Here is a 16,094-nt window from a genome sequence, read left to right on the forward strand (position 1 = left end):
ATTCTATCTAAAGGCAAATATGTAAAGAGAATGAAAGCAGGAGCAGGCTTTAATATGATGCACTGGCTCCCTTTTTTGGAGAATTATTATGAAACAGAAAAATAAAGTCCGGCTTGGCCTGATGGCTCCTTTTTCCGGCATAGTTCAGCTCTATGGGAATGAGATATCCAATGCAGGAATCATCGCCTGTAATGAAGTTAATGAAGCGGGGGGAGTTCTTGGCCGTGAACTTGAATTGATTATACTTGATGATGGCAGCATGCCTGAGAGGGCCGTGCCTGCGGCAAAACGACTGATCAATGAATTCAAATGTTCCGCCATCATAGGCAACCTTCTTTCAAATTCAAGAATAGCAGTGTCAACACTTGTGTCAGAGCCATTGAAAATTCCCTATCTTAACTTCTCGTTTTATGAGGGCAGCATATTAAGTGAATACTTTTTCAGTTTTTCAGCACTTCCCAACCAGCAAATTGACAAAATGATTCCCTTTATGCAAAAAAAGTTCGGCCCGAAAATGTTCTTTGCCGGCAATAATTATGAGTGGCCAATAGGCTCCATTGATGCAGGGAAAAAATCACTTCTGCAACATTCAGGTGAAATAGTTGGAGAAGAGTTTCTGCCCATTGGTGTCTCAATGTCAGAAATCGAAGCACTTCTTCTGAAGGTCGCCCGTTCAGGAGCTGATGTTTTTGTCCCCTATTTTGCAGGAACCGATCAGATCCACCTGCTGAATACATTTACTGAACAGGGACTTAAAGAGAGAATGGCCGTTGTTATGGGACATTATGATGAGGCAATGGTCAGCCTCCTTTCTCCAGAGGTTCGTGAAGGTTTTTACTCTTCCAACACCTATTTTATGTCCATAGATAGTGACATAAACCGCTCATACCTTGCCCGTCTTGCAAAACTTGAGGAGATAAAGGGTATATGGCCTGCCGGCAATGGTTTTCTGACCAACTTTGGAGAAGGAACTTATATTTGCGTAAAAGCATTTGCCAAAGCAGTTAATCAGATTGAATCTCTTGACTCTGATGCTGTTGCAATGGCTCTTGAAACCATTGAAGTTGAAGGCCCCCAGGGTGTTGTATCAATGGACCCTGCCACACATCATGCAACGGTAAACACATACCTGTCTAAATGTAATGCCGAGGGGGTATTTCAAATTATAGAGTCCTTTGGACGAATCCCGCCTGTGATACCTGAACGCTACAAAAAAGATATAACAGTCAGTATGGTGAAAAGTTCTACTCTCGGAAAAACAACTGACAGGAGTACTCCTGGGGAAGCAACTGACGGAAGCAGTTTTGGGGAAGCAACTGACGGAAGCACTCTTGGGGAAACAACTGTCAGAGGAACCATTGGGCAAGCAGTTGACAGGGAGAATATTGGGGAAGCAACTTCAGACTCTTTTAAGGAGAAAAGAAGCTCAAGTGAAGAGCAGGACAAGGGTTTTAAGAAAATATGGAATAAAATGAATGACAATTTCTCCAGCATCACCTCCCGAATCCTTGAAACTGCCAATGTTGTAATCATTGCTGCAAACAGGGACGGCATCATCCTTGAGGCCAACCGTGACGCATATCGTCAGTTCGGGTATGTTCCGGATGAATTACCAGGTTTATCCGTTCACCTGCTTCTCCCCCCCAACCATCGTAAAAAGCATGTTGATCTTTTCAATCAATTTGCGGAAGGAACTGTCACGGAGCTTCCCATGGGCAGACGGGGCAGAGTTCAAGGATACAGAAAAGATGGTACACTCTTTCCTGCGGAGGCGAGCATTGCAAAATTTTTCCATGAAGATAGGTGGATATTTGTCGTTACTCTCCGAGACATAAGTCAACGCAAAAAAGACGAAGAGACACTAATATGGATTGCCACACATGACTCCCTTACAAAACTGCCCAACCGTACTTTGATAAAGGATCGCCTGAGAAACGCATTACTTCGCACCAAGAAAAACGAAGCAGGAAGTGTACAAACCAGCGGCAACAACGTTGGAGTGCTATTTATTGACTGTGACGAATTTAAGTTAATCAACGATACTTATGGTCATAATGTAGGTGATGAACTTCTTTTAAGCATTGCCGACCGGCTTATAACAGCAACCCGTCCCGGTGATACTGTGGGAAGGCTTGGCGGAGACGAATTTGTTGTATTATGTGAAAACATAAGTACGGAACAGACACTCATAGCAATTGCCGAGCGAATCAACGAAAGGCTCCGTTCTCCGTTTGACCTGATGCATTCCAATACGCTGAAAGTTCATATCAGTGCAAGTATCGGTATTGCTATAGGACACGGCTCCACCCATTCCCCTGATGATATGCTCAGAAATGCTGATGCTGCCATGTATCTTGTCAAAGAGGGTGGAAAAGATGGCTGGCGTCTCTTTTCAGATAAGATTTACGAAAACCTGACACGTAAATTGAGCATTATCAACGGTCTTAAAACAGCCATTGAGCAAAACGAATTTTCCCTTGTCTATCAACCGATAGTTGGAGCCAACAGCCCCATAATAAAAGGTGCGGAGTCTCTTCTTCGCTGGAACAGAAAAGATGGCCCTGTTTCACCTGCTGATTTTATTCCTGTGGCAGAATCCAGCGGAGCCATCATCGCTATTGGACAATGGGTTTTCCGTGAAGCCTGCAAAATAGTTGCCCGTATCCAGAGTGAATTTGTCAACACCACCCCGCCCTACACATCCATTAATGTCTCAACCCGTCAACTTGATGATGAGGGTGTTGTTGAACAGTTCAAGGATATTCTCAATGAAACCGGTGCAAAACCTGAAAATATCGTGATTGAAATAACTGAAACATCCCTTATGGTTGATGTTAACAGAAACATAAAGGTTCTCAACGAACTTGCATCTCTCGGGATGAGAATTGCTGTTGACGACTTTGGAACCGGATACTCATCACTGTTGCAACTCATCCGAATGCCGGTCTGCATTATAAAAATTGATCGTGAATTTATTGATGGCCTTGACAAAAAATCTGAAAGCCGCGCCATAACCTCATCTGTAATAAAAATGGCAAAAATCATGAACAAAAAAACCATAGCAGAAGGCGTTGAAAATGAAGCAGAGCTGTTTGAACTTCAGGCTCAAGGGTGCGATATGATACAAGGATACTATTTTTATCGTCCAATGCCCGCAGATGAGTACCTCACTTTGCTTAACCGTAATACCATGCTTCCGAAGAGCACCAGCGCACCAGGAGTCTATGTTGCTATTTATCTGAGTAAAGCATCTGATACAATTAGAGATGATGAAATTCAACAGATTTTACATGCTTCACGCAAAACTAATTCAGAGCTTGGAATTACGGGATTTCTTATTTTCAATAAAGGGTACTTTCTTCAGTTGCTTGAAGGCAGACAGGATTCTGTGGAAAGACTTTTAAAGACAATAACAGATGACCGGCGCCATGATGATGTCAAAATAGTTCTTCGTACCTTTAATGAACAACGCCTTTTTGCAGACTGGACCATGGGGTTCTGGAACATGAAAGAAACCGGTTCAGATATTGATTTTTCAACATGGCAAAAAAACACCTTCAGCCTCCTGGAAATATCCAATGACGCAAAACTGTGTTATGCTTTTTTTGAGGCCATATCTTCAAAAAATTTAATATAATGGCCATGTCGGACATACACCATTTACGCTACAAAATCTAAACATTGATGGCTTTTTCGGTAGTTATTTAATTTGTCTGAATCAGGATAACCAGGATGGCCAGGATGTTCAGGATAAATAATCCTGCTTTATCCTGTTAATCTTGGGTATCCTGATTCAGACAATATTCACAAGGCTCAAAAGATCATAGGTGCCGTCTTTGAGGCTCAAAAGATCATAAGTGCTGTCTTTGAGGCTCAAAAAGATCATAAGTGCTGTCTTTGAGGCTCAAAAAGATCATATGTGTCATCTTTGAAGTTATAATGGAGGCTCTTTTGCAACCACCCCCAACTCCTGAAAACGAAAAAGAACGTATTGAGGCATTACGCAATCTTAAAATCATAGACACTCCTGAAGAGGAGCGCTTTGATCGCCTCACACGTCTTGCCAAACACCATTTTAAAGTACCCATTGTCCTCATAAGTCTGGTGGACACCAACCGTCAATGGTTTAAGTCATGTCAGGGGTTAAGCGTAAGAGAAACCCCACGGGAGATATCATTCTGCGGCCATGCCATTCTCACGGATGAACCTCTGATCATTCCCGATGCCCTTGCTGATGAGCGTTTTTTTGACAACCCGCTTGTGACCCAGGCACCATTCATACGGTTTTATGCAGGAGCACCACTGCACGCACCGGAAGGCTATAGGGTGGGCACGCTCTGCCTTATTGACAATAAACCCCGTGGATTTTCTCCGGAAGAGGCAGCCCTTCTCATTGATATTGCAAGAATTGTTGACGCAGAGCTGGAACGGACTCACCTTCTGAAGGCCAACAAAGAGGCTGTTGAAAACCGCAAACGCCTTGAGATGAGTGAGGCCCGCACAACTGCCATACTCAATACCGTAATTGACGGTATTGTCACCATCAACCACCATGGTATTATTGAGGTTTTTAACCCTGCAGCCCAGCGACTTTTTGGCTACCAAAGTAACGAAGTGATCGGTCATAATGTAAAGATTCTGATGCCCCAACCCTTTCACGGGGCACATGACGGCTACCTGCACAACTATCTTGAATCGGGTAATGCCAGAATTATAGGCATCGGACGGGAGGTCATAGGAAGGCGCAAGGATGGCACCACCTTTCCCATGGAGCTTGCGGTGAGCGAGATGCACTCCGAGGGGAAACGCTACTTTACCGGCATTGTGCGGGACATTAGCCAGAGAAAAATTGACGAGCAGACGCTGATTCAAGCAAAAAAAGAGGCAGAACTTGCCAATAAATCCAAGAGTAACTTTCTGGCCAACATGAGCCACGAAATCCGAACACCCATGAATGCCATAATAGGTATGAGCCATCTTGTACTCAAGACAGAACTCACCAATAAGCAGCAGGATTATATTACTAAAATCCAATCCTCTGCCCATGCTCTTCTCGGTATCATTAACGACATTCTCGACTTTTCCAAAATTGAGGCAGGCAAGCTTTCCATGGAGTCCATTGAGTTCCGACTGGACGAAGTGCTCAACCACCTGGCAACCATCATAAGCATAAAGGCCGAAGAGAAGGGACTTGAGCTGCTCTTTTCACGATCTCCGGCCCTTCCCAATGTACTGACAGGAGATCCCCTCCGTCTGGGGCAGATTCTGGTCAATTTGACCAATAATGCCATCAAGTTCACTGAAACCGGCGAAGTTGTGGTAACAGCAGAGCCGGCAAGGGAGGAAAAGGATAGAAAAGAGCTTCGTTTTATTGTTAAAGATACCGGCATCGGAATGACAAAAGAGCAATCTGCAAAGCTCTTCCAGGCCTTTTCCCAGGCAGATACAACAACCACACGCAAATATGGAGGCACCGGCCTGGGGCTTTCCATATGCAAGCGGCTGGTGGAGATGATGGATGGCACCATAGGGGTTAAAAGTAGTGTTGGTGAAGGGAGCACTTTTACTTTTACCGCATGGTTTGGTCATAAAAAGAGCCTGGGAAAAACTGACAAGCTTCTCTCCTCCAGCCTAAAAGGTATGCGTGTGCTGGTGGTTGACGACAATCAGACATCCCGTACTATCCTAAAAGAGATTATGGAATCCATGTCATTTGTGGTCAAAACGGTTAATTCCGGACCGGAAGCCATAGATGAGCTGGAGCTTGACAGCCGCAATAATTTAGAACATGGCTACAAAATAGTCCTTATTGACTGGAAAATGCCCAGAATGACAGGTGTTGAAGCCATTCGCCGCATCCGAAAGTCACCATTAATACCTTTACCACCCAAGCTTATTCTCGTTACTGCCTACGGACGGGAGGAGATCATTGAAGAGGCCACATCCGCCGGAATTGACGGTATCATACTAAAACCTGTCAATCCGTCCCTGGTGCTTGATACCATCATGAACACCTTTGCCGAAGACGGGGAACAGATAAGAGATGTTGCCCGGCCTCAACCTATTATACGGGATGTGGATGCCATCAAGGGTATGCTTGGAGCAAAGGCTCTGCTGGTTGAAGATAACCATATAAACCAGCAGATAGCTGTGGAGCTTCTCGAAGAGCACGGCATTGATGTAACAGTTGCCAGCAATGGTGAAGAGGCAATTGAGATGATTAAATCCAACAGCTTTGAAATTGTGCTCATGGATATCCAGATGCCGGTTATGGACGGTCTTACAGCAACGAGAAATATTCGCAGGCTCCAGGGTTCCCATTACAGAGAACTCCCCATCCTTGCCATGACCGCCCATGCAATGGCCGGGGATCGACAAAAGAGTCTTGATGCCGGAATGAATGATCACCTGACCAAGCCCATTGACCCTGACGCCCTTTTTGATGCCCTGGTTCGATGGATACCGAGGCGTGACAGAAAGTTACCTTTACCTGACAGACTGGAACAGAAAACAGAACCCTCTGTTGATCTGCCCGAAAGCATTCCAGGCATTGATTTGACAATAGGATTAAAGCAGGTTAGGGGAAACAGAAAACTTTTTGCCAAACTGCTCAGGGAGTTCAATGAGGATTACAGGGATGTCACTACCCGCATAAAAAATCTCATGAAAAAAAAGGATATTGCATCTGTACAGAGACTCGTTCACACTATAAAGGGAGTATCCGCATCAATTGGAGCTGCTCAGTTAAGTGTGGCTGCTGCTGATATTGAGAACATTCTCAAAAATGGGAAGCATGATGACCACCACAATTTTGATCTTCTCTTTACTTACTTTGAAGACAACATAACACAGGTTATGACAGGACTCTCTTTGCTTAGCCTAACCAAAGCCTCTGACATTCATGAAAAAAAAGCCGGATTTGAAGAGCCTCTGAACGATACTCTTACCGATACATTGGAAGATATTGATACCATTTTGTTGCAGCAGCTTTTCAATGAGCTTGCAGGCTTTCTCGATGCAGGCCATGCAACAAGATCATCTTCAACTCTGGAGCAAATTTGCACGCTCGGTGGCCATACCATTGCTTCCCAATTTGACGGGATCAAGGTACTTATTGATGATTTTGAATACGAAGAGGCTCTGGAAGCTCTCCGTAAACTCTCAACCACTTTGAATATTACATTGGAAAATTAGTATATTCTCAAATTTGACACCTATGTTTTTTTGGGATCTTTCACTTGTCAGTTTACACTTTTTTTGAACCATGATTTTCATGATTAAGGGATTACCTTGATTTTTAATGGCATCTTTCATTTATCGGTTTACACTTTTTGAGCCTTATTCTTTTGTCTGAATCACGGATTAAACGGATTAAAAGATTACACAGATTGAAAAAATGGCATCCTTCATATCATCCCAAAAGTAGTTTACACTTTTTTTGAGGAAAGCCCCCGAAAACCGGAGATTCGCTTCAGAAAATGTAAAGCAGCAAATGAAACATGCCGAAAAAATCTGTGTAATCAGCGTAATCTGTGGCAATCCGTGATTCAGGCAATTAAAGAAAAGTGTAAACTACTTTTAAGCTGATATGAAGGATGGCTTTTTAATCGTGTTAATCCTTAAATCCTTTAATCATGGTTCAGAATTTTTCGAAAAGTGTAAACTAATTTTGAGTTGAGATTAAGGATTTCTTTTTTTTAATGAAACTTACGAAGGTAATATGAAACTGAGAACCATAATTTTAATACTGTTCATATTGGCATTCCTCTCCACGGCAACAATATCCATTGCAATTTCCGGAGAGGAGCAACAGGGCAGCTATAACATGGATGCCTCAACAAAACCACTTGTCGTTGCCCTTAGAAACGATCTGCCTCCAATGTTTTTCCTCAATGTTGAAGGCCAGCCTGTGGGCATGTATGTGGATGTCTGGAAATTATGGAGTAAGAAAACAGGGCATAAAATTCGTTTTTATATGGCAGCATGGAAAGATATACCTGAAAGCCTGAAAAACGGTTCTTCTGATATTATAGGGTTGCTTTTATACTCAAAGGAGAGGAGGGAATGGATTGAGTTTTCCCAGCCTCTTTATGATACCAGTGCCCGTATTTTTTATCCGAAAACTATGCCTGACAATCTTAACATAAACGACCTCAAAGGAAAGAAGTTGGGCGTTATAAGCGGCATTGCCAATGAACAGGATATTCGGAAAAGTTATCCTGATATTGAGCTTATCTTCTTTCCCACGGTAGAAGATATGATTCGTGGTGCTCTGGATGGCAAAGTGAGTGCCTTTATCAATTCCCCGGACTCTTCATTGACAGTTCTTGGGCGTATGGGGTTATCGGGCAGGTTTCAGATATCCGAGGAGGTACTTTTTCCAAGGACCCTTCACGCAGGGGTTCTCAAAGGCAATAAAGATCTTCTTGCACTTGTTGACAGAGGATTTAATTCCATTTCAAATCAGGAACTTGCTGACATTGAAGCACGATGGATTACTGACCCCTCAAAGCGGCATTACAGATCAGCAGATAATATCCGACTCACCTCTGCTGAGGAAAGATGGATCAGACATAATAAAAAGGTTAAAGTCTCTATGCCGGATGGATTTCCGCCAATGATGTTTATGGAAGGCAACATTTTCAAGGGTATGGTTCCAGAGTACCTTGAAATCTTTAACGAAAAGACAGGCTTGCAGTTCGAGTTTACAAAGGCTTGTCTGAGTGAACTGCCAGAACAGATCGAAAAACGGCAAACAGATATCTTCCCATCATTCACGGAGCTTACTCCCACCCCTTTTGTAAATATGAGTGTTCCCTGTTTTTCATTATCATGGGTAATTGTAAACAGGACAAAAAGTGCTTTTGTAGCAGATCTGAAAGATTTGAAAGGTATGACGATTCTGGTTGTCAAAGATATTCCTCTTTATAAGCGCATAATAAATGACTACCCTGAAATCAACATCCAGACTGCAGAAAAGCCGTTTGATGCACTTAAAGCTGTTTCATCAGGCAAGGCAGATGCCTTTGTGGGGGCACTTCAAATTGTCGGTTATATGATTCAAAAACATGATCTTGCCAATCTGAAGATAGCAGGAACTGTTAAATATGAAGATTTTAAGTTCATGTTTGCTGCCAGAAGTGACTATCCTGAACTTACAACTATTTTGAACAAGGCAATTAATTCGATTTCTCAGCAGGAGCATGATGAAATTTTTCATAAATGGATGCCTGTCAGTTTTGACTACTCTGCTGACTGGTCAATTTTTATAAAGTGGGCAGTGATATTTGTCATTTTTTTCATTGCCCTTATGGGGATAACTCTTTTCTGGAATAGACGCCTTGCTAAACAGATCAATGAACGAAGACGCACAGAGGACGAGTTAACAATAAGTCTGGAAAAATATAAAATCCTTTTTGACTCATTTCCCATCGGAGTAAGCGTTACCGACGAAAAGGGCAATCTGGTGGAAGTGAATCGTGAATCCCAACGGTTGCTGGGCATTTCCAGGGAAAAGCACAATGAAAGAAAAATTGATGGCAATGAGTGGGAAATCATTCGTCCCGACGGCTCTGTCATGCCACCGGAAGAGTATGCAGCTGTCCGTGCAATAAAAACACAGCAGTTAGTAAAAAATGCTGTAATGGGCATTGTAAAAGGAGATCAGGAGACACTATGGCTCGATGTTCATGCAACACCTGTTCCTCTTGAAGGTTATGGAGTGGTAATTACCTATCATGACATCACCGATCGTAAACATGCTGAAAAAGAGCGGGCAGAAAACCAGAAGCAATTGCAAAGAAATATTCAAATTACCCAGACAAGGCTTTTTCTTGTTGAATATGCCAGAACCCACAAATTTGACAAACTGCTTTCAAAGGTTCTTGATCAGGTGGGAATGCTGGTTGAAAGTCCGATCGGATTCTATCACTTTGTGGAAGAGGATCAGCAGACTGTTTTCCTTCAGCAGTGGTCAAGCCGTACCCTTCAAGAGTTTTGCAAAATGGGGGCAAAAGGGATACACTACCCTGTTAACAAGGCAGGTGTCTGGGTTGACTGCGTCCATCAGAAAAAACCGGTTGTGCATAATGACTATGCATCCCTGCCCCACAAAAAAGGCCTGCCTGAAGGTCATGCTGAGGTAATACGTGAACTTGTTGTTCCTGTCATTCGTCAGGGTAAAGTATTGGCCATTCTTGGAGTTGGAAATAAAAAGGACAAATACACAGAACAGGATGTTGAAACAGTCTCCTACCTTGCCGATATCACATGGCAAATTGTAGAACAAAAAAGAACTGAAGAGCTGCTTAAAGGGGTACTTGACGGCTCGTTAATAGGCATTATGGCATTTAGGTCTGTACGGGACAGCAATGGAATCATATCTGATTTTAAGTGCCTGCTGGGAAATCGTGCGGCATGCAAAATGGTTGGATATTCCCAGGAGGTGCTGAAAGGCCGTCGTTTACTGGAACTTATGCCGGGCAATAAAATGGCAGGCTTGTTTGACAAATATGTCAATGTTGTCAACACAGGAATCCCCCTTCAGTTGGAGCTGCACTATGGTTATGAAAATTTAGACCAGTGGTTTTCCATTTCTGCTGTGGCACTTGATGATGGTTTTCTTGTAACTTTCAGCGATATTACCGACCAGAAAAATGCAGAAGCAGCCTTAATTGAAGCAATAGAGGCGGCAGAAGCTGCAAACCAGGCAAAATCAGCTTTTCTGGCCAACATGAGCCATGAGATCCGAACGCCCATGAATTCTGTTTTAGGATTTTCAGATTTACTGATTTCAGAACTCACTGACAAAAAGCATAAAAGCTATGCAGAGAACATTAGAACCAGCGGGAAAGTTTTGCTGAACCTGATTAACGATATTCTGGATCTTTCCAAAATTGAAGCCGGAAGAATGGAGATAAAGTATGGAGCAGTCAAACTGCACGATCTTATCCGTGAAACAGAACAGTTCTTTTTGCCGGAAATATCCCGTAAAAAAATCGACCTGATAATTGAGATATCTGATGATTTTCCTGAATGTATCATGATTGATGACGTGCGTTTAAGACAGATTCTTGTTAATTTAATCGGCAATGCCGTAAAGTTTACACATACAGGTTGGGTAAAAGTTATTGTGGAAAAAATTGACATGCCGATACGCGATGAGAAAACTGATCTGTCGATGCACGACGGCAAAATTGATCTGCCGGTTCACGATGGCAAAACTGCTCCGCCGATTCACGATGACAAAACCGATCTGCCGATTCACGATGAGAAAACTGATCTGTCGATGCACGATGACAAAACTGACCTGCCCTTGATCAATAATAAAATTGCTTTAAGGATTAGTGTTGAAGATACGGGCATTGGCATTCCTGAGGAATCCCATCAAAAAATATTTGAGTCATTTTCCCAAAATGAAACCCAGGATGCCAAAAAATATGGAGGCACAGGGCTGGGACTGACCATCACAAAGCATCTGGTCAACATGATGAATGGGAAAATTACGGTAAAAAGTGTTATCAACAAAGGGAGCACTTTTGAGATACTATTCAACGACATTGATGTGCCTGAAAAAACAGTCAATTTGAGCCAGGAAAGCCTTGCAAAGCCTGAAAAAATCTATTTTGAACATGCCATGGCCTTGATTGTTGATGATATTAAATTAAATAGAGTTTTACTGGTGGAGACATTAAAGACGCTTAACATAAAAGCCATAGAAGCTGAAAATGGAGAAGAAGCGGTGTTGGTGGCAAATAAATACCTGCCGGATATTATTTTCATGGATATTGAAATGCCTGTAATGGACGGTTATGAAGCGACAAGACAAATCAGGGAAAATGATAAACTAAAGGGGATACCCATTATCGCAATCACCGCAGCAGGAATGAAAAAAGATAAAGATAAAGTCATGCAAAGCGGTTTTGACAGCTATCTTTTGAAACCTGTTCAAGTCACTGCTTTGGTAAATGAATTAAAACAACATATGCCACATACTCCAATGGTTAAAAAAGAAAAAAATCACTCCGTCACAGATCTGTTTGAGAAAAAAAGCGGTGAAAATGGCGAAGATAGTGAAGGTAATGAAAATAGAGAAGAGAATAAAAATGAAGAACATAATAAGAATGTAGAAAATAATAAAAATGAAGAAAATAACAAGAATGCAGAAGGTACTGAAAATGGAGGAGATAATAAAAAAAAAGACGGTAATATAAATGGAGATCAACGATCACCTGAAATTCTGAAAACCCTATCTCAATTAAAAACAAGACTTGAAGAAAAATTTTTGCCCCAATGGGAAAAAAATCATGATAAATTATACATAGACTACATAGAACAATGGGCAACAGAACTTAAATCAACAGCCGCTGAATATGATTACAGGCCGTTGATAGAGTGGTGCAATGAAGTGTTATCACAAATTGATCTTTTTGATATGGAACATTTGCCGAAAACTTTGGATACTTTTCCTCAATTAATTGATGATTTGCAAAGTTTGATTGCAGACAAAAACTTGTAATTTCAAACATTAAAACCATCGAACCACAACTTTTCATTATCTATTGCACTTGTCTGAATAAGGCGCTATTTATCAGACACAAAAGAGAGCAGATGTCGAATTTGAGTAAACCTTCATGGCCGAATTCAACTGCCACCCCCGACCATGGTAAGGGTATTTTCACGGTAAAAAAGGGAATCTCCATGTTTAACAAAACCCCGGGTATTTTAATAGTTGATGATATGCCATCCAATTTGCAGGTGTTAGGGCAAATACTTAAAAGTCAGAAGTATATTATTATGGTTGCGTCAAACGGTCAGACAGCACTTAATATGGTTGTTGACAGAAAACCTGATCTTATACTGTTGGATATCATGATGCCGGAAATGGATGGATTTGAGGTGTGCAGGAGATTAAAAAGTTCTGATGCAACAAAATCTATTCCAATTATTTTTTTAACTGCCAAAACTGACTCTGAGGATGTTTTAAAAGGCTTTGAAATGGGGGCAGTTGATTATATAACAAAGCCGTTCAACGCTGCTGAGCTGTTATCACGGGTCAGAACACACATTGAACTCAGGATGCTTCAAACAAACCTTGAAAGTGCTGTGGATAGCCGCACCAAAGAGTTGCATTCTGCATTGGATAAATTAAAAATAATGCACAGTACTTTGCAGGGCACCTATCTTGAAATCATAAACCGTCTTGCCCTTGCTGCTGAATATCGTGACAATGAAACAGGACAGCATGTTTTAAGAATGAGCCATTTTTCATCGCTTCTTGCCAGGGCTGCCGGTTTTGATGAGAACTATTGCCATAACCTGCTGCACGCAAGTTCCATGCATGATGTGGGTAAAATCGGCATACCAGATTCAATATTGTTGAAACCAGGCAAACTGACCAGTGAGGAGTTTGAGATAATGAAAAGCCACACAATCATAGGAGGGGAACTGCTGTCAGGTATTGATTCAGATGTATGCCATCTGGCCAGGGCCATTGCATTGACCCACCATGAAAAATGGAATGGTAAAGGATATCCAAATGCACTTTCAGGTAAAAAGATTCCCATGGAAGGGCGAATTGTTGCTGTTGCAGATGTGTTTGATGCATTGACATCAGTTCGACCGTACAAAAAAGCATGGGAGACAGATGATGCCATTGCACTGCTCAAAAAAGAAAAAGGTGAACATTTTGACCCATACCTTGTTGACCTGTTTATTGATAATCTTCCAGGAATACTTGAGATAAAACATGAGTTTGTGGAAGATGAGGAACTGACAGACACTGCAGAACCAGAAGGCGATCAAAGTTAAACCTGAATGCTAAAAAAACGAAGGTGAAAAATAATGGGACAAAGAAGAGACACAATTCTTATTGTGGATGATGAACGCTTTAATCTCAACATTCTACAGGATCTGCTTGATCCGCAATACGACATTATGGTTGCTAAAAACGGTTCCCAGGCTTTGAAAAGAGCTGCAGCCTCACCACCGCCTGATTTAATTCTGCTGGATATCATGATGCCTGCCATGGATGGCTATGAGGTATTAGAGCGCCTTAAAGCTGACAACCGCACAAAAGAGATACCTGTTATTTTTATTACTGCAATGGGTGACTCCATTGAAGAGGCCAAAGGTTTGGAGCTTGGTGCTGCCGATTACATCATAAAACCCTTTTCACCTCCGGTTGTTACGGCAAGAATCCGTACCCAGCTCAATCTGAAATGGAGCTTAGAGAGAGAGCGTCAGCTCAATCGGAAGCTCTCTCAGCTCAATGATACCCTGGCGGACAAGAATGAAAAATTGCATGAATTCAACGTAATTCTTAAAAATATGGCAAGTTATGACGGACTTACCGGTATCCCCAATCGTCGCCGTTTTGATGAATTTCTGGATCAGGAGTGGCAACGATCAATACGAAACCGAACCCCCATCTCCCTGATTATGATGGATATTGATTTTTTCAAGTTCTATAATGACAATTATGGCCATGCCGCTGGTGACGAATGCCTGAAACAGGTGGCACAGGCACTGTTTCAATCAATTGAACGCAAGGTTGACATGGTGGCACGTTATGGTGGAGAGGAGTTTGCCTGTGTGCTGCCGGAGACAGATGCCACCGGGGCAAAGCTTGTTGGGCAAAGATTGAGATCGGCTGTAGTATCACTGCATTTACCCCATGAACACTCCGAGGCCGAAACCATGGTAACCATAAGTCTCGGTGCAGCAACTATGACACCAGAGCATGGAAATGACCCTGAAATGCTCATTAAAAAAGCGGATGAGAAACTCTATCAAGCCAAAAAAGAGGGCAGAAACCGTCTGGTATGCGCAATTTCAGATATTTAAAAACAACTCTTTAATACTACTTTGTTAGCTTATCTTTTTTGCTGTCTGAATCAGGATAACCAGGATAACCAGGATGTTCAGGATACTTAATCCTGCCTTATCCTGTTAATCCAGGGTATCCTGATTCAGACAATTTATAGAAGTTAACAAAGTAGAATTAAAGTATCGGACTTAAAAAACTTACGTGGCTGATGTCCGCAACAATGGAAATGTTGAAAGTCTCTTTTAAAACAGACTGTTACTGAGACTTTTAAATAAAATAATGAAAAATTCAGAAACATCATGGTAACAATTTAGGAGTATCAATTGAAAGTCCTTGTAATTGATGATGAGAAACCAACTCTCTCCATGTTCAAGCTTTTTCTTACTGCTTATGGCTATCAGGTTTTTGTGGCACAAAGCGGTGAAGAGGGTGTTGCAGTTTATGAAAAAGAGAGACCCCAGATTGTATTTACTGATCTTAAAATGCCCGGTATAGATGGCATTGAGGTATTAAAGCGCATCCATCTGCTTTGTAAGGCACATGCAAAGAGCGTTCAGGTCATTATTATCACCGGCCACGGAGACATGGACAAGGCCATAGAAGCACTTGATCTTGATGCATCGGATTTTATCAGCAAGCCTGTTGCAAAAAAAGCACTTGATGCATCTTTAAAAAGAGCTGAACTTCGTATAAAACAAAGCAGCGAAAGAAAAAACTTTGACGAAATCTCCTTCCAAAGAACAGATACAAAATTGCGGGTAAAAATATCAGGAAAACTTACAAGCAACTCCGAAACAACAGAAAAACTTGGAAAATACCGTAACAAATCAATGCTTGAAGGGATTGAATCTCTTTGTATTATCTTTGATCAAAATTTTTCCATCAAAAAAGATGGAATTTCATGGTTGATGGCTTTTATTTCAGAAATACGCGATGTGGGAATAGAAATCACCATGGAGGGCTTATCATATAACTATATCCGCTTTTTTCAAATGGCAGGTCTTCATGAAATTGCAACTATTATTGAATCCAACACAGAGGAGTAGAAGTCTGATCAAGCAAAGAGGAGGCAGGCGTGTACGTTACTATAAATATCCCCATAACAGCCTGTTTTAAAATGGCTTTCATTTCCTAAATTATGGCATTCATTTGCCATGTACGTTTAAAAAAACTTACTCAAAGCCGACAGCTATGATCTTTTGAGCCTTGTCAACACTGTCTGAATCAGAGATACTCAAAGTCGACACCTATGATCTTGTAAGCCTTG

At 41.8% G+C, this 16,094-nt stretch carries 6 protein-coding genes; all 6 read left to right on the plus strand.

The genetic code is table 11. The features are described from left to right. Nucleotides 1-88: 88 nt before the first annotated feature. Nucleotides 89-3,637, plus strand: a complete 3,549-nt coding sequence (locus MTBBW1_RS04870; RefSeq protein ID WP_080800033.1) for an EAL domain-containing protein — start codon at nucleotides 89-91, stop codon at nucleotides 3,635-3,637. A 314-nt stretch (nucleotides 3,638-3,951) separates the two neighbouring features. Continuing rightward, complete coding sequence (locus tag MTBBW1_RS04875) at nucleotides 3,952-7,194, plus strand: response regulator (RefSeq protein WP_186441085.1); 3,243 nt, start codon at nucleotides 3,952-3,954, stop codon at nucleotides 7,192-7,194. 526 nt (nucleotides 7,195-7,720) lie between these two features. Beyond that, the gene (locus MTBBW1_RS04880) at nucleotides 7,721-12,517 is read left to right on the plus strand and encodes a transporter substrate-binding domain-containing protein (RefSeq protein WP_080800040.1); all 4,797 of its coding nucleotides are present in this window, start codon (nucleotides 7,721-7,723) and stop codon (nucleotides 12,515-12,517) included. 92 nt (nucleotides 12,518-12,609) lie between these two features. Then, nucleotides 12,610-13,809, plus strand: coding sequence for a response regulator (locus tag MTBBW1_RS04885; protein WP_245809264.1), 1,200 nt, complete (start codon nucleotides 12,610-12,612; stop codon nucleotides 13,807-13,809). Nucleotides 13,810-13,842: 33 nt separating this feature from the next. Next, nucleotides 13,843-14,844: a diguanylate cyclase domain-containing protein gene (locus MTBBW1_RS04890; protein ID WP_080800049.1), complete on the plus strand. Its 1,002-nt coding sequence runs from the start codon at nucleotides 13,843-13,845 to the stop codon at nucleotides 14,842-14,844. A 306-nt stretch (nucleotides 14,845-15,150) separates the two neighbouring features. Beyond that, complete coding sequence (locus MTBBW1_RS04895; RefSeq protein WP_080800052.1) at nucleotides 15,151-15,873, plus strand: response regulator; 723 nt, start codon at nucleotides 15,151-15,153, stop codon at nucleotides 15,871-15,873. Nucleotides 15,874-16,094: the final 221 nt, after the last annotated feature.

It is taken from the genome of Desulfamplus magnetovallimortis (genome assembly GCF_900170035.1).
GTDB classification, from domain to species: Bacteria; Desulfobacterota; Desulfobacteria; order Desulfobacterales; family Desulfobacteraceae; genus Desulfamplus; species Desulfamplus magnetovallimortis.